Raw genomic sequence first — 25,155 nt, forward strand, 5'->3', positions numbered from 1 at the left:
GGTGGGTGTGCCGACGGCGACGAGGAACGGCTCAACCGGCCGTCCCCAGGGGCGCGTTGACGTAGGCGTACGGCTCGTCGCCCGGTGGCGGGCGCAGCCCGTGGACGGCGAGCGGACCCAGGGTCAGACCACGTGCGTGGCAGACGGCGGCGAGTCCGGGCAGGGCTCCCAGGGAGGCCCGCCAGGACCCGGGCGCGCTCATGGCGTCCGAGTCGTGCAACAGCACCGTGCCGCCCCCGCGCAGGGCGCTCGTCACCTCGGCGAGCACGCTGTCGGGGGTGGCACGCGCCGTCCAGTCGCGGCCCCAGGCGGACCAGAGCACCGGGCGCAGGCCGAGACGGCGGGCGGCCGCCCAGCGCCCGCCGGTCAGGATGCCGTACGGCGGCCGGTACCAGACGGGACGCGTACCCGTGACGCGCACGACGGTCTCCACGGCCCGCCGCAGCTCATGGGTGTCACGGGCCGGACGGGGCCGCCAGGGCCGTTCGTGCCGCCAGCCGTGCACGGCGAGTTCATGGCCCTCGGCCACCATGCGACGCCCCAGTTCCGGATGGAGCCGCAACCGCTCACCGAGCACGAAGAACGTGGCCCGCACCGACAGCCGGTCCAGGGCCCGCAGGAAGTGCGGGGTGCTGTCCGGGTCCGGCCCGTCGTCGAAGGTGAGCGCGACCCGGTCGGGTGCGCCCCGGCCGTCGAGCGCGGGGGCGAGTGCCCTGCGGACCGGCGGGAGCCAGGTGGCGGCCGGGCCGATGTGCCACCCGGCGACCGCGAGGGCGGTCGCCGCGAACGGCAGGAACGGGCGGGCCGGTGCGGTTCCGGCCGCCTCCGGTGGACGTGGGTTCACCATGTCTCCTTCTCCTCGTCCCCCGAGACGATCGGTGACCTGGCCAGTTGGACGCTGCCCAGGACCAGTACGGCGAGTGCCGACAGCGCGGGCAGCAGCCGGGCGCCGAGTGTGATGCGCTCACCGAACAGCGCGACGCCGAGCACCACGCTCAGCAGCGCGTCGCCCAGGGTCAGCGCGGGCTGGGAGGCCACCAGGCTGCCCGCCCGCAGGGTCATCTGGAGCAACAGGAAGCTGACGAGTCCGGCGCCGAGGGCGGCGTACGGCTGCCAGACCGCGAGCAGCGCCCCGAGACCGTCCGGCAGCCGGCTGACGGCGTCCTTCATCAGCGCGGCGGTCCAGGAGAAGCCGATCGCGGTCGCCGTGCCGAGGACGGCCGCCCGAGCGGCGGACCGCAGCCGTGGTGCGACGGCGACCAGCACCACCACGGCGGCCATCACCGAGCCGCCGGCGACCAGCCAGTCGGACGCGCGTACGGTGGCCCTGCCGCCCGTGGGGGCCACCAGCGCCAGGAACGCGGCGAGGCCCAGGCCCATGGCGACGATCGCCCACCGGGTGCGCGCGTCCGGCCGTCGACGGAAGACGAGCCCGCCGACGACCAGGGTGAACAGCAACTCGGTGGTCATCACCGGCTGTACGACGGCCAGCGGTCCGACCGCCAGGGCCGCCGCCTGACAGATCCCGGACAGCACGAGCATGGCCGTACCCCACAGCCAGACCCGGCGGTGGAGGAGCCGCACGGGCCACGAGTGCCGGGAGGCGGGGGCGTCGGCCCGGGTCGCGGCACCGGCCGGGGTCGCGGCACCGGCCGGGACGGGGGCGCCGGTCGGGACGGGGTCGTCGGGCGGGTCGGCGGCATTGGTCGGGACGGGCCCGCCGGTCGGACCTGCGGTATCGGACGGGACGGCGCCCTTGGTCGGGTTGGCGGTATCGGTCGGGCCGGGACCGTCGGTCGGGCCTGCGGCATCGGTCGGTACGGGGCCGTCGGCGTCGGCGGAGTCGTCGGGACCGAGGGGGCGGCGGGGGGCGCCGGTCTCCGCCTTGTCGTCGGCCGCCGCACGGCGCTGGAACACCGACGCCAGGGCGTTGCCTAGCGCGGCCAGCAGCGCCAGGACGATCGACAGCGGAGTCATCGGCGGCCGGTCCTCGTCATTGCCATCGGGTCCTGTGCTCCCTCCCCGTACCGGGCCGTACGGCCGTCCCGCGCCGTATGACCGTCCCGCGCCGTATGGCCGTACCGGTCCGTACGACCGCGCCGGTCCGTATGACCGCCCCGGGCGGTACGGCCGTGCCGGGCCAAGCGGCCGTTCCGGGTCGTACGGCCGTCCCGGGTCGTACCACCGTGCCCCGCCGGGCTGTACGATCACGCCGCCCCGGCCTTCGCCGGTCACCGCCCGTCACCCGTCCGGCGGTGCTCAGCCGAAGCGTTTCGCCAGTGACCGGAACACCCCGGGCGCCGCCCCCCGCAGCCGGGCGGGTCCGTCGAGCCAGCCCGGTACGAAGATGTCCTGCCGGTCGTGCAGGATGGCGTGCCGCACCGCGTCGGCGACCCGTTCGGCGGTCACCGGGCGGGGACGGACGCGGTGGTACGGAACGCCCCGGCGGCTGAAGAACGGGGTGTCCACCGCCCCCGGCAGCACCATCGACACCCGTAGCCGGGTCGGCGCCAGCTCGTACCGCAGGCTGTCGGCGAACGCCGCTAGTCCCGCCTTCGTCGCGGAGTAGACGGCCTCCCCCTGCACCCCGACGCAGCCCGCCATGGAACCGATCAGCACCACATGGCCGATGTCCCGGGACAGCATGTGTGGCAGCAGCAGTCCCACGAGGTGGATCGCCGCGCCCAGATTGACGGTCAGCAGCCGGTCGATGGCGTCACCGGGCATCTCCGCGAAGGGCCCGGCCCAGCCGATGCCCGCCACGGCGACGAGGACGTCGACCCGGCCCGCCCGTTCCAGGGCCTGTCCGGCCAGACGTTCGCGGTCGGCGCCGATGGTGAGGTCGGCGGGCAGTGCGGCGCCACCGGTCCGTTCGGCGACCTTTCCCAGCCGTTCCCGGTCCCGCCCGCTCAGCAGCAACTGCCAGCGGGGGTCGGCGGCCAGTCGGTCGGCGACCGCCTCACCGATGCCGGAGGAGGCGCCCGTGATGAGCGCGACCCTCCGCACCGCGAGGGGATCGGCCGTTCGCCGGGAGGCGTCGGGCATGGTCCATCCTCCGAATTTTCGGCTGCTTGACCCCAAGCATCGGCGCTCCCGCCGCGCGCTGCCCGTCGGCGGGGGCCAACCGGTGCGCCCGGTCCCACCGGACGGCGTCCTCCCGTCGAGCGACGGGGCGACGATCACGGGATCGTGGCAGGGACGCGTCGGAAGCTTGGCCCCGGCGAACGGGTGACGGGACGAAGCGCGCCCCTGTCTCTCCGCCCGGCAGGCGGGAAGCGGGACGGGCCACGAGACGGGGACGCAGGCCCGCGAGGTACGAGCACGGGTGCGAAGTACGGGCACGAGGGGAGAGCGGTGGTACGGCAACGATTCCTGATCCTCAGCGCGGGCATGGGCGCGGGCCACGACGCCGTCGCCGGGGAGCTGGCGCGCGGACTCCGGTCGAGGGGGCACGATGTCCTCGTACGGGATGTCCTCACCCTCCTTCCCGCCGGGACCGGAACAGCCCTGCGCGCCTTCTACCGGGGGAGCGTCCGCCATCTGCCCCGGCTCTACGCGGCGATCTACCGGACCTTCCTGGCACCCGCCCCCGCCCCGGACGGCTGCGCCCCCGGCGACGGCCGGCCGGACAGCTCCCCACTGGCGGCGCTCGCCGGACACCGGCTGGCGGAGCTGGCGGACCGGAAGCGCCCGGACGTCGTCGTGTCGACCTTCCACCTGGCGGGCCAGATCACCGGCCGACTCCGCGCCCGGGGTGAACTCGCCGTGCCCAGCGTCGTGGTCGTCACCGACTTCGCCGTCCACCGGGGCTGGCTCCACCCAGGCAACGACCTCTACCTGTGCGTCAGCGAGCCGGTGGCGCGGGCGGTCCGAGCGGCCACCGGGCGACCCGCCGTCACCACCGGCCCGATCGTGTCCCCGCACTACCACCGGCCGACCGGAACCCGAGCCGGCGCCACGACCGCTTCCGCCCCCTCGGCCTCCACGACCAGCGCGACCCCCTCGACCTCCTCGGCCCCGTCGTCCCGCCCCGCCCCCTCCACCCACTCCGCCTGGCCGAGCGTCTTCGCACGTCACGGCCCGGGGCGCCCATCGGTGCTGCTGTCGGCCGGGGCGTGGGGCGTCGGGTCGCGGCTGCCCGAGACCGCGAGCGCGCTCCACCGCCGGGGCCTCCTGCCGGTGCTCCTCTGCGGGCGCGACGAACGGCTGCGCCGCCGCGCCGCCCGGCTGCCGGGGGTACTCGCCCTCGGCTGGGTCGAGGACATGGCGGAACTGTTCGCGTCGGTCCGGGTGCTCATCGACAACGCGGCGGGCCAGACGGCCGCGCAGGCACTCGCCTCCGGTGTCCCGGTCATCAGCTTCCGCCCCATCCCGGGGCACGGCGCGGACGGCGTGAGGGAGATGGCCGCCGCCGGTCTCTCCGTACACGCGAAAACCCCCCGCGAACTCCTCGCGGCCCTCGATCTGCTGATCGGACCCGGGCCGGCCCGGGACGAACGCGTCGCCGGGGGCAGGTCGGCGTTCCGGGCGGACGCCGCGCATCTGCTGCACACCCGGTTCGGTCCGTTTCCGACCAGGACCGGGACATACGCTTTTCCCTGCATGTAGAAACATGTGCAAGGAACGCGGAGGGGACCGGGCGACCGGTTCCGGGGGTGGGAGGTCGTTGGATGAGTCGCCGGTCCAGCGGATTGATCAGCGCGTGGGCCGAGGCCCAGCGGCAGCAGCAGCGCCAGCGGGAGGCGCAACAGCGCGCCCGGGTGCGCCAGATACGTGACGAGGAGCGCCAACAGCGGTTGCGGCAGCGGGACATGGCCCGTATGCACCGGGAGCAACAGGCCGCCTACAAGCAGCGCCGGGACGCGGACGCGCGTACCCGAACGGCCGAGTTGGAGGAACGGGTCGCCGCGCTGACCGGGCTGCTGGCGGCCGGGTGCCGGGCACCGGCGTTCCGGAGCGCGTCGTTCAGGCGGCCGGAGGAGGTCGCCCCGTTCGCGCCCGGCCCGCTCGCCCACCCCGTACCGATGCCGGTTCTCGACAACTACCAGGCGCAAGGCGGTTGGACGGCCGGGCGAAGGGCGCAGGCCCAGCAGGAGGCGCAGGCGCGCTACCAGCGGGACTGGCAGGCGGCCCAGGCGGCCGAGACCCAGCGACAGCGTCAACTCGCCGCGTACCGGCAGCAGTACGACGAGTGGGCGCGGACCACGATCGCGGAGATCCGGCAGCACAACGCGGGGATCACCGAGATGGTGTCCGCACTGCGCGGCGGTGATCGGGACACCGTCGTGGAGTACTTCTCGGCCGCGCTGTACGCGTCGTCGGCGTGGCCCGAGGAGTTCCCCCGCCGGGTGACGGCGGGGTTCGACCCCGGCCCCCGGCAACTGGTGCTGAACTGGGAGCTGCCGGGCTTCGACGTCGTACCGGAGGCGAAGTCCGTGCGGTACGTGGCCTCGGCGGACGAGGAGCGCGAGAGCCCGCGTCCGGTCACGCAGCGCCGGGCGCTGTACCGGGACGTCCTCGCCCAGTCCATGCTGCTGGCGCTGCGCGATCTGTTCGCGGCGGACGAGTTCGGGGTGCTGGAGTCCGTGGCGCTGAACGGATTCGTCGACGACATCGATCCGGCCACCGGCCGGCGGGCGGAGATCGTCCTCAGCACGGTCATGGTGTCGCGGGGGGACTTCAGGGCCCTGCGGCTGGAGCAGGTGAGCGCGGTGGACTGTCTGGTCGACGGGCTGCGCGGTCAGCTGTCCGCCCGGCCCGACCAGCGGACGGTCGTCCGGCCGGGCAGGCTGCCGGGCGATGTGGCGGGCGGCGCCGTCTCGCACGGGGCGGACGCGGAACCGGACCTGCTGGAGATGGACCCGATCGAGTTCGAGGGGCTGGTCGCCGAGCTGTTCCGGGCCCGGGGCATGCAGGCGGTGACGACCCAGCGCTCCAACGACGGCGGTGTCGACGTCGAGGCGATCGACCCGGACCCGATCAGCGGCGGGAAGATCATCGTGCAGGTCAAGCGGTACCGGAACACGGTCCCGCCGAGCGCGGTCCGTGATCTGTTCGGCACGGTCCAGGGCGCCGGGGCGAACAAGGGCGTGCTGGTGACGACGTCCGGCTTCGGCCCGGGTTCGTACACCTTCGCCAACGGCAAGCCGCTGACCCTGGTGTCCGGCACCGAACTGGTCGACCTGCTGGGGCGCTGCGGGCTGCGCGGACGGCTGAGCGACGGCCGGACCGGTGACGGCCGGACCGGTGGTGTACCGGCCCCGCGCCCGGCCCCCGGCGCGGCTTCCTCCGCGCGGCCGGCGTCGTCCGACGACCACAACGTCCTGGGCATGTCCTGGTCGGGCGGGGTGGCGCTGGACGTGTGCGCGCTCGTGTGCCGGGGCGGCCGGGTGCTGAGCGACGAGCACTTCGTCTTCTACAACAACCCGCGCACGCCGGACGGTTCGGTGCGCACCATCAGCGGTTCCGGCGGGGACAAGGCGGCGATCCGGGTCGCGTTCGACGCGCTGCCGCCGTCCGCGGACCGGCTCGTCCTGGTCGCCGCCGTCGATCCGGAGGTCAACCCGCACGCGGACCTGTCCGGCTTCAGCGACGCGGGCATCCGGCTCCGGGACGCCTCGGGGGCCGAGCTGGACCGCCTGGACGTCTCCGACGGCCGCCCGGGAGAGACGGCCCTGGTCCTCGGCTCCTTCCGCCGACGGTCGTCCGGCAACTGGGAGTTCGTGATCGGGGGGAAGGGGTACGCGGGCGGGCTGGAGGCGCTGGTCCAGGAGTACGGGATCGATGTCGCCTGACACGTGTGCCGAGGTCTGACGCGGCGTGCCCACGCCTGACGCGGGGTGCCCACGCCTGACACGTAGGCCGGTGCCTGACGCCTGGCCTACGTCTCGGGCATGGGCCGCGTGGGGCCGGCAGGGCGGGACGGCCGGCCCCGGGTGAGCGGTCGGCAGCCCGGTCCCACGAGTACGGCCGTGAAGTGCCCGAGGCCGGTGAAGGTGCGGCCGGTGACCAGGGGGACGCCGTGGACGACGAGGCCCGCGAACCCGTACGCGTACCGCGAGGACCATGGCGCCCGGCAGGTCGGGACGGCGTCGATCCCGGCGAATGCGTAACCGGCGTCGGCGTCCGGGGAGTTGACGGCCGACACGGGCGCGTGCCCGGTGCGGACGGCCCAGGCGAGCACCCCTTCGCCGATCAGGGTGGCGAGGCCGTGCGCGCAGACGACGACGGCCGCCCGGCGGACGCTGGAGCTCCGGGCTCCGGACGAGGAGACGGCCGGGTCCGCGTGGTGCCCGTACCCCTGTCTACGCTTCCCCCATGATTCGTACCGCCACCCCCGCCGACGTGCCCGTCATCCACGCCATGGTCCGCGAACTCGCCGACTACGAGAAGGCGCTCCACGAGGCGCGGGCGACACCGGAGCAGTTGCACGAGGCACTGTTCGGTGAACGTCCCGCCGCGTACGCGCACATCGCGGAGTCCGACGGGACCGGCGAACCGGTCGGCTTCGCGCTCTGGTTCCTGAACTTCTCGACCTGGCGCGGGGTGCACGGGATCTACCTGGAGGACCTGTACGTACGCCCGCGGAACCGCGGCGGCGGCCACGGCAAGGCCCTGCTCACGGAACTCGCCCGGATCTGCGTGGAACGCGGCTACGAGCGGCTGGAGTGGTCGGTCCTGAACTGGAACACCCCGTCCATAGCCTTCTACGAATCGCTGGGCGCCCGCCCGCAGGACGAATGGTCGGTGTACCGGCTGACGGACACCGCGCTGAACGGGCTGGGCTCGGGGCGGTAGCCGGTACCCCTCGGAGTGCACCGGCCGTCCGTCACGGGGGAGGCGGCGGCCGGGGCCGGACCGGTGGCCGCCCGTTGCCCGTGGGCCGGGCCGGGCCGGGCCGGGGCCGGGGCTGGGGCCAGGACCGGTCACCGCATCCGCCGGACCGACCTCCGGTGCCGGTTCGCCTCCGCGTCCCTGGTGCGGCCGCCGTGACACCAGGGATTCCACGGTCCGGGACCTGATGGCGCGGCGCGGGGCGCCGTCAGGGTATGAGGACCACCTTGCCCATCGTCGCCCTGTTCTCCAGGGCGCGGTGGGCCGCGGCGGCCTCCGCGAGTGGGAAGCGCTGGACGGCGGGGCGGAGACGGCCGGCGGCTGCCTCTGCGAGGGCGCGGGTCTCCAGGGCGCGCAGGCCGCCCGCCTTCCGCAGCATCACCGGGCCGAGTACGCCTTCCGAGGTGATGCCGCGTTCGGAGAGTTCCTGGTCGGTGAAGGTGAGGGGCTGCCCGTCGTGCAGGCCTTCGCCGGACCAGCCGAAGACGATGTGCTGTCCGCCCGGGCCCAGCAGGTCGACGGCGGCGCGGCCGGTGGCTCCGCCGACCGAGTCGTACACGACGGTGGCGCGGCGGCCGATGGTGTCGAGGTACGCGCCGACCTGCTGCGGCCAGTCGGGGAGGGTGTAGTCGGCGGCGAGGTCGGCGCCGTTCGCCCGGACGGCGGCGACCTTGGCGGGGCCACCGGCGAGGCCGATCACGGTGGCGCCCGCGTTCTTCGCGTACTGGACGAGGAGCGTGCCGATGCCGCCCGCCGCCGCCGGGACGATCGCGACCGAGTCCGGCCCCAGGTCGGTGAAGGCCAGAATGCCGAGCGTGGTGCGGCCGGTGCCGATCATGGCGACCGCCGCCGCCTCGTCGAGGCCGGGCGGGATCTCGTGGAGCTTGTCGGCCTCGGTGACGGTGAGCTCCGCGTACCCGCCCGGGACCATGCCGATGTGGGCGACGACCCGCTTGCCGAGCCAGCCGGGGTCGGTGCCCTCGCCGAGTGATTCGACGGTTCCGGCGACCTCGCGGCCGGGGATCGTGGGCAGCTCGGCGGGGGCGGGGTACGGACCGCTCAGGCCCTCGCGCAGGGCCGTGTCCAGAAGGTGCACACCGGCCGCCGCGACGGCGATCCGCACCTGTCCGGGCCCGGGGACGGGGTCTTCGGTCCACTCGTGGACGAGATGGTCGGCGGGGCCGAAGGAGTGGAGGCGGATGGCGCGCATGAGGGCTCCCCGGTGAATGGTGGCTGGTTGGTGGGCTCGTCGGTGCGGCGTGCGGTTGTACGGGCACGGGTTGCGGGGCGTCGGCCGCGCTTTCCTCGAACAGACTCCGACCTCAAGCCCTCTTGAGGTCAAGCCCCGCCGGACACAGGACCGTTGTCAGTGCCGTGCGTCACGATGGGGGCATGGCCGGAAGTGGTGCGAAGAAGAGAGCAGGCACGGGTGCGGGCGCTGTGCGGGCCGCGCGGCGGCCGGAGGTGCGGCTGCCGCCGCGGCTCGTCACGTACGAGGGCGAGGGGCTGGAGCCGGACGGTGACTACGACGGGGTGCGGTTCGACGGCCTGGACCTGGCGGACGAGGAGGGGCCCGGTGCCACCTTCATGGACTGCGCGTTCGACGGCTGCGTGCTGGACCGCGCGAAGCTGATCCGGGCCAGGTTCCTCGACTCGGTGCTGACGGGGGTACGAGGCGTGGGCACCGATCTGTCCGGGGCGTCGTTGCGCGACGTCGAGCTGGTGGACGCGCGGCTGGGCGGGGCGCAACTGCACGGCGCGGTGCTGGAGCGGGTCCTGGTGAAGGGCGGGAAGATCGACTACCTGAATCTGCGCAAGGCGCGGCTGAGGGACGTCGTGTTCGAGGGCTGTGTGCTGGCCGAGCCGGACTTCGGGGGCGCGGAGCTGGTGCGGGTGGAATTCCGGGACTGCGTGCTGAGGCGGGCCGACTTCACCGCCGTACGGATGGACGCGGTCGATCTCCGCACGGTCGCCGAGCTGGACATCGCGCGGGGTGTGGAGCGGCTGGCGGGTGCGGTCATCAGCCCGGCCCAGCTGATGGAGCTGGCGCCCGCGTTCGCGGCGCAGATCGGGGTGCGGGTGGAGGTCTGACAGCGGCCACGAGGGTGCGGGCCGCCGGGCGAGGGCGGGAGAAGAGGCGCGCGGCCGAGGGGCGGACGCTGAGGGTCAGATACGGGGGAAGCGCGCCTGGAGGTCCCAGATCACCGGGTTGTCGGCGAGCCCCTCGTGCATGTCGGAGAGGTCCGCGATCAGATCGTGCAGGAAATCGCGGGACTCCCGGCGCAGCAGGGAGTGGCCGAAGGTGAGCGGGGGTTCGTCACCGGGCATCCAGTCGGCCTCGACGTCGACCCAGCCGAAGCGCCGCTCGAAGGTCATGCAGTCCGACGACTCGGTGAAGTCCAGCTCGGCGAACTGGCGGCGGTGCGAGCGGTTGCCGCGCGGGTCCTGGTCGATCCGCTCGACGATGTCGCACAGCGCCCAGGCGAAGTCGAGCACGGGCACCCATCCCCAGCCTGTGGACACCTCGCGGTCAGCCGTGGTGTCCGCGAGATAGACGTCCCCGGAGAAGAGATCGTGCCGCAGGGCATGGACATCCGCACGGCGGTAGTCGGTCTGCGGGGGATCGGGGAAGCGTCGGGAGAGGGAGTAGCCGATGTCGAGCACGTGGTCGATGGTGTCATGTCCGGGGACGGCGTCCCGCCGCACCCGGCGGCGCCGGACGGTCCGTGCGTAGGATCACGGCGTGGACCCCTGCGCCCCGACAGACCGCGACCCGGTACACCACGACCCGATACGCCGCGACCCGGTAGGGCGCACCGCGAGCACGGCGGACCCGGCGGACCCGGCGCGCACCCCGGGCCCCGGACGCGCGACGCGTATGCCCGGCGCCTCGCGACCCGCAGCGGCCCCGGTCCCCGCCCCGGTCCCGGTCCCCGCCCCCGCCTCGCACTCCGCCCCGCGCCCCGCGCGCACCCCGCGCCCCGCGCGCACCCCGCGCCCCGCCCGCGCGACGCGTACCGCCCGCGCGACGCGTACCGCGCGTGCGGCCGTCCTCCTCGTCGCGTTCGCGACCCTGGCCACCGCCACCGCGTGCACCGGAGCCGCCTCCGGGGTCGGCGGCACGCCGGGAGCCGCCGGTCTGCGCGACCCGTACTTCCCGAAGCTCGGCAACGGCGGATACGACGTCACGCACTACGACCTGGCGCTCGACGTCGACCCGGCCACCGGCCGACTGGACGCCACCGCGACGATCACCGCCCGCGCCACCCAGGACCTCAGCTCGTTCAACCTGGACCTGAAGGGCCTCGACGTCACGAGCGCGACCGTCGAGGGCCGCCCGGCCGCCGTCAACCGCGCCGGGAGCGAACTGACGCTGCGCCCCGACCGCGCGGTCGAGGACCGGCTGCGCGAAGGCGGCACGTTCCGCACGGTCGTCGCCTACTCCGGCGTCCCCGAGGTCCTCACCGACTCGGACGATTCGGAGGAGGGCTGGCTGAAGACGGCGGACGGGGTGGTCGCCCTGGGCGAACCGACCGGGTCCATGACCTGGTTCCCGGTCAACAACCACCCCGGTGACAAGGCGACGTACGACATCCGGATCACTGTCCCGAAGGGCGTGACGGCCGTCTCCAACGGCGAGCTGGTGTCCAGCACCACGACGGGTGGCCGCACCACCTGTCACTGGCGTACCGCCGAACCCATGGCGAGCTTCCTCGCGACCGTCGCCGTCGGCCGGTTCACCACGAAGACGTCGACCACGGCCGGAGGCATTCCGGTGTACACCGCCGCCGACACGACGGTCGCCGCCGGGAGCGAGGCCGTGCTCGCCCGGCTGCCGGACGTCATCGAGTGGGGCGTCGAGAACTTCGGCCCGTACCCCTTCGCCACGACGGGCGCGATCGTGGAGCGGGAGGAGGACGCCGGTTACGACCTGGAGACCCAGAACCGCCCGGTCTTCACCGGCCCGCCGAGCATCGGGCTCCTCGTCCATGAGCTGGCCCACCAGTGGTTCGGCGATTCGGTGACGCCCGCGAGCTGGCGGGACCTGTGGCTCAGTGAGGGCTTCGCGACCTATGCGGGGTGGCTCTGGTCGGAGGACTACGAGGACACCTCCGCGCAGCAGAGCTTCGAGGACGCCTTCGAGAAGGACGACAACTGGGCGTTCGCCCCGGCGGCCCCGCCGAAGAGCGCCGATCTGTTCGAGTCTCCCGTCTACGAACGCGGGGCGATGGTGATCCACAAGATCCGGCAGGCGGTCGGCGACGACCGGTTCCACGAGATCGTCCAGGGCTGGACGAAGGCCCACCGGCACGGCAACGCCTCGACGAAGGACTTCACCGCGTTCGTGGAGAAGGAGTCGGGCAAGGACCTCTCGGACCTGTGGGACACCTGGCTGTACGGCGAGGACCGGCCGGACACGATGTGATCCGGGTGTTCCGGCCGCGGGCGCACGCCCCGATCCGGGTGTTCCGGCCACGGGAGCACGCCTCGATCCGGGTGTTCCGGCCACGGGCGCACGCGCCGAAGCCCCCGGGCACGCGGTGAACGCGCGGCCGGGGGCCCCGGTGAGGTCAGGTCGTACGCGACCGACGGCGACGGATCAGAGGTTGACGCCGAAGTCCTGCGCGATGCCGCGCAGACCCGATGCGTAACCCTGGCCCACCGCGCGGAACTTCCACTCCGCGCCGTTGCGGTACAGCTCGCCGAAGACCATGGCGGTCTCGGTGGCGGCGTCCTCGCTCAGGTCGTAACGGGCGATCTCGGCGCCGCCGGCCTGGTTGAGGATGCGGATGTACGCGTTGCGGACCTGGCCGAAGTTCTGGCTGCGGGCCTCGGCGTCGTAGATGGAGACCGGGAAGACGATCTTGTCGATGTCCGCCGGGAGACCCGCCAGGTTGACGTTGATCTGCTCGTCGTCGCCCTCGCCCTCACCCGTGACGTTGTCCCCGGTGTGGACGATGGTCTGGTCCGGCGTCGCCTTGTTGTTGAAGAAGACGAAGTGGGCGTCGGAGTAGACCTTGCCCGCGGCGTTGACCGCGATCGCCGAGGCGTCGAGGTCGAAGTCGGTACCAGTGGTGGTGCGGACGTCCCAGCCGAGGCCGACCGTGACGGCTGTCAGGCCCGGTGCCTCCTTGGTGAGCGAGACGTTGCCGCCCTTGGACAGGCTTACAGCCATGGGGAAGTCCCTTTCCTCGTCGTGTGCGGGCTTCGTGCCACCACGAAGCTACCGTCAGAGGTCATAACGCGGGCGGGGGGTCCCGAGGTTCCAGGCTCCTTTACTTTCTTTGCCGAAGTTCCGTCCGAAATTCCGTTTGATTCCCTCGTTCCACCGGTCATTCCCTCGTCCCACCGGTCAAAAAGAGGTGACGGACGGGCCGTCACCCGGGAACATGGGTGTCATGTCCGGGCCCTATGTCATCCGTGGTTCGGTCTCCCTGCCGGAGGCCGAGCTCATGTGGCGTTTCTCGCGGTCCTCCGGACCCGGCGGCCAGCACGTGAACACCAGTGATTCCCAGGTGGAACTCCGCTTCGATCTGGCGGCGACGGAAGCGCTGCCCGAGGTGTGGAAGGAACGGGCGCTCCAGCGTCTGGAGAAGCGGCTCGTCGGCGGAGTGGTGACGGTACGGGCGTCGGAGCACCGCTCGCAGTGGCGCAACCGTGAGACCGCGGCCGTGCGGCTCGCCGCGCTGCTGGCCGAGGCCACCGCGCCACCGCCCAAGCCTCGCCGCAAGAGCCGTATCCCGCGGGGGATCAACGAACGGCGACTGCGCGAGAAGAAGCAGCGCGGCGACACGAAGCGGGGCCGGTCCGGCCGCGACTGGTGACGGCTCCCCGGCGGGCTCCCGGACGCTGACCGGCGGAGCCCCGGTCGTCCCTTCGACGGCCCTTTCTGGCGAGGCCCGCCCCCCGGCGAGGCCCGCCGCCTCCGCGCTCAAGCAGGGTCACGGGCGCTCAGTCCAGTCGGCGGTAGCGCCCCCGGAAGTACGCCAGCGGCGCGCCCTCGGCGCTCGGCAGGGTCGCCGTCAGCACCCGGCCGATGACCAGCGTGTGATCGCCCGCCGCCACCCGCTGCTCCGTCCGGCACTCCAGGGTCGCGAGCGAACCGCCGACCAGGGGAGCGCCGGCCACCTCGCCCCGTACGTAGGGGATGTCCTCGAACAGCAGCCGGTCGCTGATCCGGCCCTTCATCGCGAACCGTCCCGCGATGTGCCGCTGGCTCTCGCTGAGCATCGACACCGCCCACAGTGGCTGCTCGGCCAGCAGGTCGTCCATCCGGGAATCGTTGCGCAGGCTCACCATGACGAGCGGCGGGTCGAGCGACACCGACATGAAGGCGGTCGCCGTCATGCCCACGTCCTCGCCCCGGCCGTGTTCGTCCAGCGGCGGCTCCTGGGCGGTGACCAGCACCACGCCCGCGGCGAGTCGGGCGAGGGCGGCGCGGAACTCGTCGTTGCTCACCCCCTCAGCATGGGGGACGGACTCGGAACGCGGGGCGGGGGGCTTCGTCTCCAACACAACAGGAACGCTAACCGCGGGTACGGTTCCGGCGCATCGGGCCAGGGGACCAGGCGGGTCCTAGGACCCACGCCGCATGTCCGGTCACGAATAAGTCATGTACAGGTCATATCTGGCCCCTTGGTCGGCACTGAGTGACGTGCCGAGATGGCGATGGCAGAGGCATGTGCCTCGTGCATAGATGCAGTACAGCGTGCGAACGGCCGTCGAACGACTCGCCGCCCGGCGCACCGGAAGGGCCTCATTCGCATTTTTGCGGTCAGGAAGGGGAGTGCCGGCCTCCGCGCCCGCCGGCGAACGGGCGGGCCTGTAACGTGACTTGAGTCACACTGTGAAGTAATTGTTGACCCTGTGTACCGGGTGCACAGCTCGCTGTGATTCAGTGGCCGTGACACTGCGATAAGTACGTCGATATGAATCCTGGAGTTGCTGTCGAGGTCTCAGGGAGTGCGAGCGATGGAGGCCGAGTCGGAACCGTACGTCCGCCTTGCGACCATGCGGCAGCTGCATCAGGCCGTCGCTGATCTCAACACGGCACGGAGTCTGGCGGACACGCTGCAGACCGTCGCCGACGGCATCGTCGTCGGCCTCGGCTACGAGCTGGCCTGCGTGAACCTCGTCCGCCAGGACGGCGATCTGGTCGTCGCCGCCTTCGCCGGCGACGCCGCGGCCGAGGCCCTGATCACCGGCCGGGTCGGTTCCCGGGCCTCCTGGGAGCGTCGGCTGTGCATGGGTGAGGCGTGGGACGGACTCCGCTTCATACCCCACACCGAGGGGTGGGTACTCCTCGACGACGACGTACCGCAGTGGCACACCGACGGTCCCGAGCCCCGCTTCGAGGACGAGTGGCACCCCCAGGACCGGCTCTACGCCCCCATGTACAGCTCCGGCGGCGGCCGGGATCTGCTCGGCGTCATATCCGTCGACTGTCCCCGCAACGGCCGCCGACCGGGCGCCTGGGGCCGCGAGGCCCTTCAGATGTACGCCTCCCAGGCCGCGATTGCGATCAGTAACGCCAGGCTCCGAGCAAACATGCAGCGCGCCCTGGTCCGGCTGGAACGGGAACAGCAGGCACTGCGTGCCAGTGAAGAATCCTTTCGCCAGGCATTCGAGTACGCACCCAGCGGCATGGCGATCGCCGAGATGGGCGGCGACCAGCACGGTCGGCTGCTGCGCACCAATGACGCGCTCTGTCGCCTTCTCGGCCGACCCGCCTCCGTACTGCGCCGCTACTCCTTCGCCGATCTGGTCCACCCCGAGGACATCGGCACCCTGCTGCGCACCTCGGCCGAGGGCGGTCGCGCCGAGCTGCGGCTCGGCCGCCGCGACGGCACGTACCTCTGGGTCTCGCTCCGCAACTCCGTCGTCGCCGACACCGCGGACGGCCCCCGCTTCCTCCTCACCCACGTCGAGGACATAGAGGAGCGCAAGCGCCACGAACTCAACCTCGCGCACCGCGCCTCGCACGACGCGCTCACCGGACTGCCCAACAGCGCGGAACTCCGTTCCCGGCTCAGCGCCCGGCTCTGCGAGCGCCCGCACGCGGTCGCGACCACCGCCATCGAGGCCCTGGACGCGGCCTACGGGGACACGGCCTACGGGGACGTCGACGACGTGCACGGCCGGGGGCCGCGCACCGACGGTTCCTACGATCCGGACCCCGCCGTGCAGTTCGAACACCATGTGCACCTGGTGGCGCCGGACACCGGGCACGACGACGGGGCGAAGGGGCTCGCGGTGCTCTTCTGCGACCTCGACGGCTTCAAGTCGATCAACGACCGGTTCGGGCACCACACCGGGGACGCCGTACTGATCGAGGTCGCCCGCCGGCTCAGCATCTGTGTGCGCGACGGCGACACCGTCGCCCGGCTCGGGGGTGACGAATTCGTCGTCCTCGCCGACGGCCTGGGCGCCGCCGACGCAGCCGACCTGGCCGCACGTCTGCGCAACGCCATCATTCCGCCCATCAGGGTGGACGGCCGGGCGGTCAGGGTCGGTGCGAGCTTCGGCATCGGCTGGGCCGAGTGCGGGATGACGGTCGAGGAGGTACTGCGCTCCGCCGACCAGCGCATGTACATCGAGAAGCGGTCCCGCTCCAAGCTCCACCGCCGGGCCGGCTGATCCCGCGACCCCCTTCCCGCCCGCCCCCGGGGCGGGTCCCGGCGGGCCGGTGACAAATTCGGGGACTGGTCCGTTCGGGGTAGGCTCGGCCGGTCGGCGACGGCTGGCGACATGGTGAGGAGTGACCAGGGATGACGGCCGGAAACAACGGCGCGAGCAAGCCCGAGGACGACGATCCGTTCGGCTATCTGTACGAGGACGGGCAGGCGGCCGGTGCCCAGGCGCCCGGCCAGGGCGGTTACGGCTACCCGGGTCCGACCGCGCCAGGCGTACCAAGGACCTCGTACAACCAGGTCAGGACCGTCGGCGAGCGCCAGTACGGGCAGCAGATGCCGCAGCAGCAGGCGTACGCGCAGCCCAACGGGGCGTACGCGCCCGCCGGGACCCACCCCGGCGGTCCCCCCACCGTGCCCGTCCCGCCGCAGGGGCCGGGTGGCCGGGGCCAGGGCGGCGGCCCGGGCCGTGGCGGCCCCAACACCAAGGGCCTGCTGATCGGTGCCGTCGCGGTGGTCGTGATCGTCGTCGTGGCCATCGTGATCGCGGTCCGGACGAGTGGCGGGTCCGACGACAGGAAGAACGAAGGGGCCGACGCCTCGCCCACCCCCTCGGCCACCGAGACCAGGCAGTCGCCCGAGCCGGAGCAGTCCGGCGGCATGGACAAGCCGGTCGAACTGCCGAAGCAGGACGCGGCGACGCTGAAGCTCGGCGGGTCGGCGGCGCTGGACAACACCGTCAAGGGTGCCAAGAGCGCGAACGGCCAGTACATCAGCCTCAACCAGGTCGGCCGGTCCGCGACCTGGTCGCTGGAGGTGCCGAAGGCCGGGGCGTACACGCTCTTCGTCACGTACGGCGTGCCGGGCAAGGACGCCAAGACGTCGCTGACGATCAACGACGGGGAACCGCGTTCCATCAACATGAAGAACTTCGCGCTCGCCAAGGAGGGCGATCTGGAGAAGGGGTGGACGACCACCTTCGCCTGGATCGACCTCGACAAGGGAGCGAACACGATCCAGCTCTCCTGCCGCGAGGGCGACCAGTGCGACGCGAACCTCGACCAGTTGTCGCTGAAGTCGGGCCACGTCAAGCGCTGACCAGGAGCGCGCGTCGCCTCCGGCGCGTCACTCCCGGTGCCTGCCCGGTCCGTACACCCTGGTCCGTCACCGGGCGGCCCGCCCGGTCAGCCCGCCCGTCCGTCGCCCGTCCGGCCCCTGTCGCTCACGCGGCGGGGGCCGGACCGCGTTCCGGACGGCTCGCGCCACCGCCCCGGCGGGCCGAGGAGACCGGTCGTGCGCTCGGCCAGGTGGCGTGCGGGCGTCGACGCGGACACGGGGCAGCAGCTCCCCGTCCGTCTCGGCGTCGAACTCACCGGCCGCTGGCACCGTCGCCGTCGACAGCGCCACCGCCCGCCTTTGACATGATCGCTGCGGTGGGCCACCGCGGTGCGGGTGCCGCTGCGTGGATGCCGCTGTGGGCGCCCGTCGCCGGGGCGCGCGCGGCGTGGCCGCCTCGCCGGGGCCCGACGGCAAGAGACGGCGGCCGGCCCGGACCTCGGGACCGGCCGCCGTCTCTTCGTGACGTGCGACGCGCTGAGTGACGTGCGACGGGGTGAGTGTCGTGCGACGGGGTACGGACATGTTGCGCAGTGACTGACACGCGTGCCGCGCGGTGCGTGACATGCGTGCCGCCCCTCGTCCGTGACGCGTACCCCCGGGCGTCAGCCCAGCGACAGCTCGACGATCCACTCGCCCCGGCGCATGACGCCCTTGAGCGCGAAGTCCGCGTCGAGGACCACCAGGTCGGCGTCCTTGCCGGGCTCCAGGGAGCCGACCCGGTCGTACACGCCGAGCAGCCGCGCCGGGTTGGCGGAGATCGACCGCACGACGTCGTCGACAGGAATCCTGTCGATGGTCACGGCCCGCCGGAACGCGGTGTCCAGGGTGAGCGTGGACCCCGCGATCGAGCCCCCCTCCATCAGCCGGGCGACCCCGTCCTTGACCTCGACGGCGAGCGGACCCAGCTCGTACCGGCCGTCGCCGAACCCGGCCGCGTCCATCGCGTCGGTGATCAGCGCGACCCGTCTCGCGCCCGCTCGGTGGTACGCCAGCTCCAGGGCGGCCGGGTGCAGATGCGTACCGTCGTTGATCAGCTCGACGGTGACCCGCTCGTCCTCCAGCAGCGCGGCGATCGGCCCGGGGGCGCGGTGGCCCAGCGGCGGCATCGCGTTGAAAAGGTGCGTGGCGACGGTGGCGCCCGCGTCGATCGCCTCGACGGTCTGCTCGTACGTGGCGTCGGTGTGCCCGACCGCGGCGATCACGCCGTTCTCGACGAGCAGCCGCACCGAGTCGATGCCGCCGGGCAGTTCGGTGGCGAGCGTGAACATCTTCGCCGTACCGCGCGCCGCGTCCATCAGCTTGCGGACCTCGGCCGGATCGGGATGGCGCAGCAGCCCCTCGCTGTGCGCGCCCTTGCGGCACGGTGAGATGAACGGTCCCTCGAAGTGGACCCCGGCCAGCTCGCCCTGCTCGACCAGTTCGGAGAGCATCCCGGCCTGGGCGGCCAGAGTGTCCAGGGAGCCGGTGACGGTGGACGCGACGATCGTCGTGGTGCCGTGCTCGCGGTGCATCCGGACGCCGGTCAGGACCTGCTCGGCGGTGCCGGTGGCGAAGGACGCCCCGCCGCCGCCGTGGTTGTGCATGTCCACGAACCCGGGGACCACCCAGTGGCCGGTCAGGTCGACGGTCCGGGCGTCGTCCGGTGTGCTCCCGGCGATCCGGGTGCCCTCGACGATCACCCGGCCGTTCTCCACGGTTCCGGTGGGCAGTACCACTCGGGCGCCTGCGAGAACTGTGCTGTCTGCGCGTCCGGCCATCAGGCGGATACCTCCGTGGAGAGTAGATCCCAGGCGAGCAGCCCTGCGCCCAGGCATCCGGCGGTGTCCCCGAGGGCCGCCGGGACGATGTTCGGCAGCTTCTGGAACGTGACCCGTTCCTCGACCGCCGCGCGGAGTGGTGTGAACAAGGTTTCCCCCGCCTCGGCGAGACCGCCACCGATGATCAGCGTGCGGGGGTCCAGCAGAGTCAGCGCGGTGACCAGACCGGCGGCGAGTGCGTCGACCGCGTCGCGCCAGACCTCCGCCGCGGCGGGGTCGCCCGATTCCACGGCCTTCGCGCAGTCGGCCGCGTCCGCGTCGGGGTCGCCGGACGCGGCGGCCCAGGCCCGGGTCACCGCGGCGGCGGACGCCAGCGTCTCCAGACAGCCGCGCTGGCCGCAGCCGCAGTCCGGTCCGTCGGGGCGGATCACGATGTGCCCGATCTCGCCCGCGTAACCGTGGGCGCCCGCCTCGATGGTGCCGCCGATGCCGATGGCGCCCGCGATGCCGGTGCCGAGCGGGATGAACAGGAAACGGTCGGCGCCGAGGCCCGCGCCGATCCGGCCCTCGGCGAGTCCGCCGGTGCGGACGTCGTGGCCGAGCGCGACGGGAATGCCGCCGAGGCGTTCGCCGAGCAGAGCGCGCAGGGGTACGTCACGCCAGCCGAGGTTCGCCGCGTAGACCGCTATGCCCTGTTCGGCGTCGACGATGCCGGGCACCGCGACCCCGGCCGCGAGAGCGCTCTCACCGAAGTGCTCCTCGCCGTACGCGCGCAGTTCGGCGGCGAACGCGAGGATCGACTCCACCACCGCGTCCGGGCCGCGCTTCCTGCCGGTGGCGCGCCTGGCTTCGTACAGCAGGGTGCCGTCTGCCCCGACCAGTGCGGCCTTCATTCCTGTGCCGCCCACATCGAGGGCGATGACGTGTTTCACGGGAGACAGTTTCGCCCGAGGAGCGCAAAAGGTCTAGTCCACTCTCGCAGTTTGTTGCGCATCCATACAAAATAGATGCCGCCCGTCCCGGCAGGAAAGGGGACGAACGGCATCCGGCTACCGCAAGAATCGAGTCACGGTGTGAGGATCACACTGCGCGAAAGATTACGCGGGTGGTCGGGGTCGTACCCCTTCGATTCAGCGATCACGACCGCCAGCCGCTGAGCCTGGATCAGCTCCGCCAACCGATCCGCCGCCGGGCGCGCGACGAGCGTCCCGCCGACTCCGGCGACATCGCCCGCGAGACCTTCGGGTAGTTCGCCGAGGGCCGACGAGGCGAACGCGTCCGTCTCGCCCCGGCCGGACGCCTCGCGCGGCGCCGCGTACGCCGTCGCCATGGGCCAGGAGGTGCCACAACCGGTGGCGGCGACCGCTCGCCCGGTCCCGGCAGTCCGTCGAACACGGCCACGGCCCGGCCGCGCGGGCGCCGGCGGGCGGGCTGACCGGCTGCGTCCGTCGTGGTGCGGGACGTGCTGGACGACTCCTTGCGACAGGGAGTGATCACGCCGACCGTGTGCGTCGTGATGTGCGCAGCGGTCCGCCCGGGGCGGGTGCGACGAGCCGGTGACGGGGCCGTGTTCGGGAGGTGGTGGGTAACGTATTGGTCTAGACCAAGGTGCAAATGAGTTGCAGAAGCGATACTCCTCAGGTGTAGACCCTGCCCCTGAGGGTGAGGAAAGATCGCAGCTCATCCGGGTGTGCGTCAATACGGGAGCCGGAGTCGTGACCGTGGGAGGACACGACCGCAACGGGACGCCGAACCGAGATCGACGCAATCGATGAGATGAATGGACTGTTCCTGTGCAGCGGCGCTTCTTGGCTCTGACCGCGGCGGTGGCCGCATGTGGCATGACGGCGGTACTCACCGGATGTGGTGGCGGCGGCGGATCGGGTGTCGTCACACTCAAGATCGTCGCGGCGGACTACGGCACGAGTGAGGCGAACACCTCCACGAAGTACTGGGAAGCCCTCGCCAAGAACTTCGAGGCCACCCACTCCAAGATCAAGGTCGACGTCACGGTCTACTCCTGGAAAGAGGTCGACCGCAAGGTCGCCGAGATGGTGGAGAAGGGCAAGGCCCCGGACATCGCGCAGATCGGCGCGTACGCCGACTACGCCAAGGCCGGGAAGCTCTACTCCGCCGACGAGACGCTGGCCATCCGCACCCAGGCGAACTTCCTGCCCAGGCTCGCGGACGCGGGCAAGGTCGACCGCACCCAGTACGGGCTGCCGTTCGTCGCCAGCACCCGGCTGCTCTTCTACAACAAGGCCCTCTTCGAGCAGGCCGACCTGAAGGCCCCGGAGACCTGGAAGGACATCCGCGACGACGCCAAGGCGCTCAAGAGCCGCGGGGTGAAGTTCCCGTTCGCCCTGCCGCTCGGGGACGAGGAGTCGCAGGCCGAGACCATGATGTGGCTGCTCAGCGGCGGAGGCGCGTACACCGACGACGTCGGCTCGTACGACGTCGACTCGCCGGAGAACGTCCAGACGTTCACCTGGCTGAAGGACAAGCTCGTCGGCGCGGGCCTCACCGGCCCGGTCGCCCCGGGCAAGTTCGACCGGGCGAAGGCGTTCGCCGCGTTCACGGACGGCGACGTCGGCATGCTCAACGGCCACCCGACGCTGATGCGGGAGGCCGAGCGGAAGGGCGTGAAGGTCGGCATGGTGCCGCTGCCCGGCAAGGACGGCCCGTCGAAGGGCTCACTGGGCGTCGCCGACTGGATCATGGGCTTCAAGCAGAACGGCCACCGGGAACAGATAGGCACGTTCCTGGACTACGCGTTCGAGGACAAGAACGTGCTGGACTTCGCGGACGAGTACGACCTGCTGCCGGTGACGGACACCGCGTCGGCGGCGATGGAGACCGACGTCAAGCACAAGAAGCTGCGGGACTTCCTGGCGGCGCTGCCGAACTCGGAGCTGTACCCGTACGGCAAGACGTCATGGGCCCAGGCCAGCGAGTCGATCAAGAAGAACATCGGCAAGGCGGTCGAACCCAACGGCGACCCGGCGAGCCTGCTCGGACAGATCGCGCGCGAGGCCACGGCGGCGGAGAGCGCGGAGTAGCCGCGTCGGCGGCGGAGGGGCATCGGAGGCGCGGCGCGTTCCCGGAGTGCCGGAGTGCCGGAGTGCCGGAGTGCCGGAGTGCGGGGTGCCGGGATGCCGGGGTGGTTGGTTGCGGTGCCGGCCGGCCTCGTCGTCGTCATCGTCGTCGTCGCGGACGGTCGAAGCGGTGTCGGGGCGCCCGGTCGCGGTGTCGTCGCGGTGTCAGGGCTGACCGTCCGAGACGGGCGTTATGTTGGCTGATATGACCGCCCCCCGCCCCGACCCGCCCTCCGAGAGATCACCCGAACCGCCCGACGGGGCACCTCTCGGCACCCCCGACGGGGCACCTCTCGGCACCCCCGACGGGGCACCTCCCGGCACGGCTGCCCCTGCCACACCGTCCTCCGGCCCGCAGGGGGAGGCCGCCCCGGAGGAACCTCTCCGACAGCCCGCCGCGCCCACACCGCCCCCCGGGCTGAGCGACCGGGACCGGGCGGTCCTGGCGGTGGAACGGCGATCCTGGGCCGGGCCCGGCGTCAAGGAGCGGGCGATCCGGGAGCAGCTGGGCATCTCGCCCACCCGCTACTACCAACTGCTGAACGCCCTCCTCGACGACCCGAGAGCGGCGGAGGAGGACCCGGTGACCGTGAACCGCCTGCGCCGCGTCCGGGCCGCCCGCCGGACCCGCCGCTGAGACGGGACCGACGGGACCGACGGGTTCGACGGGGCGGGTCCGGGGTCCGGGGTCCGGCGAGTCGGGTCCGGGGTCCGGGGTCCGGCGGGTCCGGGGTCGGGTCCGGCGAAGCCCCGAACCTGGGAGCGCCCTGGCACCCACCTCCACCCACCTCACCCACCTCCACCCACCCCATCTCCACCCACCTCACCCGCCTCCACCCACCTCGCACGTCCCACTCACCCCGTCCGGCCGTTCCCCCCGTGGCCGGTGGCCCGGGGCGCCGATAGGGTCGACCCATGGTCAGCACCCCCGCAGCACTGCCCGCTCCGACCACCGAGGCCGGCCGAGAAGGGCTCGAAGCGCTTCTGGCCCGCCCCGACCGGGCCGTCGTCGCCCTCGATTTCGACGGCACCCTCGCCGACATCGTGCCCGACCCGGAACAGGCCAGGGCCCATCCCGGCGCCGTGCCCGCGCTCGTCGCGCTCGCGCCGAAGGTCGCCTCGATCGCCGTGATCACCGGACGCCCGGCGGCGGTCGCGGTCCGGCACGGCGGGTTCGCCGGAGTCGCCGGGCTCGACCACCTCGTCGTACTCGGCCACTACGGCGCCGAACGCTGGGACGCCGCCACCGACGCCGTCCACGCCCCCGCCCCGCACCCCGGCGTCACCGCCGTACGCGCCGAACTCCCCACCCTCCTCGACCGGTTCAGCTCCTGGCAGGGCACCTGGGTGGAGGAGAAGGGGCAGGCCCTCGCCGTCCACACCCGTCGCGCCGCCGACCCGCAGGCCGCGTTCGACGCCCTGCGCGATCCCCTCACCGAACTGGCCGCCGAACACGGCCTGATCGTCGAACCGGGCCGCCTCGTCCTGGAGCTGCGCCCGCCCGGCATGGACAAGGGCGTGGCCCTCACGGAGTACCTGCGTGAGGTGGACGCAGAATCCGTCCTGTACGCCGGGGACGACCTCGGCGACCTCGCCGCGTACGCCGCCGTGGAACGGCTGCGCGCCGAGGGCGCCGACGGCATCCCTGGCCTGCTGGTGTGCAGCGGCAGCGCCGAGGTGCCCGAACTGGCGGACCGGGCGGACCTGCTGCTCTCCGGCCCGCCCGCCGTCGTCGACTTCCTGTCGGCCCTGGCCGGGGTCATGTCCGACAGCAACTGATCATCAACGGCGGCCTTCTGCCCCGGCTACGGCCCCTTCGCTCGTCACCCCTCCGCAGTGGGGCTGTCACGAGCCGGGCGGCGCCGATCAGGCGGGGCCGAGCGGTCAGGGGCCGAACGGCCAGAGTGTGAGCGGTGTGAGCGGTTCCAGCGCCGCCTCCCGGCGGAAGCGGTCCGGACGGCCACCGGTTCCGGGTTCGTGGGTCTTTCGCGAGCTGATCAGGACGCCCGTCCCGCTCAGCCGGTCCGGGCTCAGCCGATAGGCGGTCCGGACGGCCTGGGCCGCGTTCAGGTACGGCAGGACCGCCGTCGGGACGCCGAAGCCGTGGGCCTCGCACAGGATGCCCAGGGCCAGGGCCAGGGCCAGGGTGTCGAACGCCCCGGCGGCCCACTTGTTGATCGTGTGTCGATCGTGTCGAAGGTGGCCGTGGCCACCGCGACGGCGTCCGGGGCGGCAGCGGTCGAGGCTCGCCCGGCGCGCGCGAGGCCGAGCGGATCGGGTATCCGGTCTGCTCCTCGACCGCCGCCGTGTCGATGAAGCCGAGGCCCTGCGGGGTGGCGACGACACCCACCTCCCAGTTTGGGCCTTTCGTTCGGGTCGGGCCGGGCTCGCGGGCTCCGGCAACACATCTCGCGGCGTTGCCGTCGGTCGGCACGGCTCCGCCATGACCCGCCATGACTCCCTCCTCCGCCTTGCGGCGCACGGCAGCGGAGCCCGCTCCCTGATCCGGCCTGACCCGAACGAAAGGCCGTGGCCCGCTGGGCGGCCGTGATCAGCTCGCCGGCGTCGTCGGCGATTCCGGCCGCGCACACGACGACGTACAGGAACGGCTTCTCGGTCCGGGGGCGGGCTGGTCGCTCACTCGCGAACTGCCGGTCGACGGCTGAAGTGGTGCGGTCCACGCAGCGTACGGCGACGTCCCCGGACAACCCTGTCGGCAGC

The 25,155-nt window shown here is 72.7% G+C and carries 20 protein-coding genes and 4 pseudogenes; 11 read left to right on the top strand and 13 right to left on the bottom strand.

What is annotated here, in order from left to right; genetic code table 11:
• Positions 1–31 precede the first annotated feature (31 nt).
• From PZB75_RS18305 to PZB75_RS18315, 3 genes are all read right to left on the bottom strand, one after another.
• Positions 32–847, bottom strand: coding sequence for a polysaccharide deacetylase family protein (locus PZB75_RS18305; protein ID WP_275536385.1), 816 nt, complete (start codon positions 845–847; stop codon positions 32–34).
• Positions 841–1,977 carry a DMT family transporter gene (locus tag PZB75_RS18310; protein WP_275536386.1) on the bottom strand — a complete coding sequence of 379 codons (1,137 nt, stop codon included), beginning with the start codon at positions 1,975–1,977 and terminating at the stop codon, positions 841–843. Before PZB75_RS18310 ends, PZB75_RS18305 begins: the two co-directional genes overlap by 7 nt.
• 282 nt (positions 1,978–2,259) lie before the next feature.
• The gene (locus PZB75_RS18315; protein ID WP_275536387.1) at positions 2,260–3,045 is read right to left on the bottom strand and encodes an SDR family NAD(P)-dependent oxidoreductase; all 786 of its coding nucleotides are present in this window, start codon (positions 3,043–3,045) and stop codon (positions 2,260–2,262) included.
• Positions 3,046–3,390: 345 nt separating this feature from the next.
• Here PZB75_RS18315 and PZB75_RS18320 point away from each other — a divergent pair, with 345 nt between their 5' ends.
• Entirely contained in the window at positions 3,391–4,608 is a 1,218-nt protein-coding gene (locus PZB75_RS18320; protein ID WP_275538753.1) for a glycosyltransferase, read from the top strand.
• A gap of 62 nt (positions 4,609–4,670) precedes the next feature.
• Positions 4,671–6,794, top strand: coding sequence for a restriction endonuclease (locus PZB75_RS18325; protein WP_275536388.1), 2,124 nt, complete (start codon positions 4,671–4,673; stop codon positions 6,792–6,794).
• Between the two features lie 86 nt (positions 6,795–6,880).
• Here the strand turns inward: PZB75_RS18325 and PZB75_RS18330 are convergent.
• Positions 6,881–7,234 (bottom strand): annotated as a pseudogene (locus PZB75_RS18330) (rhomboid-like protein); the annotation flags it as partial.
• An 83-nt stretch (positions 7,235–7,317) separates the two neighbouring features.
• On the opposite strand from PZB75_RS18330, the gene PZB75_RS18335 reads away from it, so the two are divergent.
• The gene (locus PZB75_RS18335) at positions 7,318–7,797 is read left to right on the top strand and encodes a GNAT family N-acetyltransferase (protein ID WP_275536390.1); all 480 of its coding nucleotides are present in this window, start codon (positions 7,318–7,320) and stop codon (positions 7,795–7,797) included.
• 244 nt (positions 7,798–8,041) lie between these two features.
• On the opposite strand, the gene PZB75_RS18340 is transcribed toward PZB75_RS18335, so the two are convergent.
• The gene (locus PZB75_RS18340) at positions 8,042–9,043 is read right to left on the bottom strand and encodes a zinc-binding dehydrogenase (RefSeq protein WP_275536391.1); all 1,002 of its coding nucleotides are present in this window, start codon (positions 9,041–9,043) and stop codon (positions 8,042–8,044) included.
• Between the two features lie 182 nt (positions 9,044–9,225).
• Between PZB75_RS18340 and PZB75_RS18345 the strand changes: the two genes are divergently transcribed.
• The gene (locus PZB75_RS18345; RefSeq protein WP_275536392.1) at positions 9,226–9,924 is read left to right on the top strand and encodes a pentapeptide repeat-containing protein; all 699 of its coding nucleotides are present in this window, start codon (positions 9,226–9,228) and stop codon (positions 9,922–9,924) included.
• Positions 9,925–9,999: 75 nt separating this feature from the next.
• Here PZB75_RS18345 and PZB75_RS18350 read toward each other — a convergent pair whose 3' ends face one another.
• Positions 10,000–10,497, bottom strand: a complete 498-nt coding sequence (locus PZB75_RS18350) for a hypothetical protein (RefSeq protein ID WP_275536393.1) — start codon at positions 10,495–10,497, stop codon at positions 10,000–10,002.
• 214 nt (positions 10,498–10,711) lie between these two features.
• Here PZB75_RS18350 and PZB75_RS18355 point away from each other — a divergent pair, with 214 nt between their 5' ends.
• Positions 10,712–12,259 (top strand): M1 family metallopeptidase, encoded by a 1,548-nt coding sequence (locus tag PZB75_RS18355; protein WP_275536394.1) that lies wholly within the window; start codon positions 10,712–10,714, stop codon positions 12,257–12,259.
• A gap of 174 nt (positions 12,260–12,433) precedes the next feature.
• Here PZB75_RS18355 and PZB75_RS18360 read toward each other — a convergent pair whose 3' ends face one another.
• Entirely contained in the window at positions 12,434–13,009 is a 576-nt protein-coding gene (locus PZB75_RS18360) for a TerD family protein (protein WP_275536395.1), read from the bottom strand.
• A 223-nt stretch (positions 13,010–13,232) separates the two neighbouring features.
• Between PZB75_RS18360 and arfB the strand changes: the two genes are divergently transcribed.
• A complete protein-coding gene (arfB, locus tag PZB75_RS18365; protein ID WP_275536396.1) occupies positions 13,233–13,658 on the top strand; it encodes an alternative ribosome rescue aminoacyl-tRNA hydrolase ArfB in 426 nt (141 codons plus the stop codon).
• Between the two features lie 127 nt (positions 13,659–13,785).
• On the opposite strand, the gene PZB75_RS18370 is transcribed toward arfB, so the two are convergent.
• Complete coding sequence (locus PZB75_RS18370) at positions 13,786–14,292, bottom strand: flavin reductase family protein (protein ID WP_343286245.1); 507 nt, start codon at positions 14,290–14,292, stop codon at positions 13,786–13,788.
• A gap of 513 nt (positions 14,293–14,805) precedes the next feature.
• Between PZB75_RS18370 and cdgB the strand changes: the two genes are divergently transcribed.
• Positions 14,806–16,470 carry a diguanylate cyclase CdgB gene (cdgB, locus tag PZB75_RS18375; protein WP_275536398.1) on the top strand — a complete coding sequence of 555 codons (1,665 nt, stop codon included), beginning with the start codon at positions 14,806–14,808 and terminating at the stop codon, positions 16,468–16,470.
• 131 nt (positions 16,471–16,601) lie between these two features.
• Positions 16,602–17,561 (top strand): carbohydrate-binding protein, encoded by a 960-nt coding sequence (locus PZB75_RS18380; RefSeq protein WP_275536399.1) that lies wholly within the window; start codon positions 16,602–16,604, stop codon positions 17,559–17,561.
• A 623-nt stretch (positions 17,562–18,184) separates the two neighbouring features.
• Here PZB75_RS18380 and nagA read toward each other — a convergent pair.
• From nagA to PZB75_RS18395, 3 genes and pseudogenes are all read right to left on the bottom strand, one after another.
• Entirely contained in the window at positions 18,185–19,339 is a 1,155-nt protein-coding gene (gene nagA, locus PZB75_RS18385) for an N-acetylglucosamine-6-phosphate deacetylase (protein WP_275536400.1), read from the bottom strand.
• Positions 19,339–20,271, bottom strand: a complete 933-nt coding sequence (locus PZB75_RS18390; RefSeq protein ID WP_275536401.1) for an ROK family protein — start codon at positions 20,269–20,271, stop codon at positions 19,339–19,341. The genes nagA and PZB75_RS18390 overlap by 1 nt, the downstream gene beginning before the upstream one ends.
• Before the next feature lie 134 nt (positions 20,272–20,405).
• Positions 20,406–20,833 (bottom strand): annotated as a pseudogene (locus PZB75_RS18395) (hypothetical protein).
• Between the two features lie 347 nt (positions 20,834–21,180).
• Between PZB75_RS18395 and PZB75_RS18400 the strand changes: the two are divergent.
• The 3 genes from PZB75_RS18400 to otsB all read left to right on the top strand — a co-directional run bounded on the left by PZB75_RS18400 (position 21,181) and on the right by otsB (position 24,213).
• On the top strand, positions 21,181–22,398 hold the full coding sequence (locus PZB75_RS18400) for an extracellular solute-binding protein (protein WP_275536402.1): 1,218 nt from the start codon (positions 21,181–21,183) through the stop codon (positions 22,396–22,398).
• A 454-nt stretch (positions 22,399–22,852) separates the two neighbouring features.
• The gene (locus tag PZB75_RS18405; protein ID WP_275538754.1) at positions 22,853–23,071 is read left to right on the top strand and encodes a DUF3263 domain-containing protein; all 219 of its coding nucleotides are present in this window, start codon (positions 22,853–22,855) and stop codon (positions 23,069–23,071) included.
• Between the two features lie 278 nt (positions 23,072–23,349).
• Positions 23,350–24,213 (top strand): trehalose-phosphatase, encoded by an 864-nt coding sequence (otsB, locus tag PZB75_RS18410; protein ID WP_275536403.1) that lies wholly within the window; start codon positions 23,350–23,352, stop codon positions 24,211–24,213.
• A 105-nt stretch (positions 24,214–24,318) separates the two neighbouring features.
• Here the strand turns inward: otsB and PZB75_RS18415 are convergent.
• Positions 24,319–24,889 (bottom strand): annotated as a pseudogene (locus PZB75_RS18415) (flavoprotein).
• Positions 24,890–24,971: 82 nt separating this feature from the next.
• A pseudogene (locus PZB75_RS18420) lies at positions 24,972–25,037 on the bottom strand (flavoprotein); the annotation flags it as partial.
• Between the last annotated feature and the right edge of the window lie 118 nt (positions 25,038–25,155).

The sequence above is a fragment of the Streptomyces sp. AM 4-1-1 genome, from assembly GCF_029167625.1.
In the GTDB taxonomy this organism is placed as follows: Bacteria; Actinomycetota; Actinomycetes; order Streptomycetales; family Streptomycetaceae; genus Streptomyces.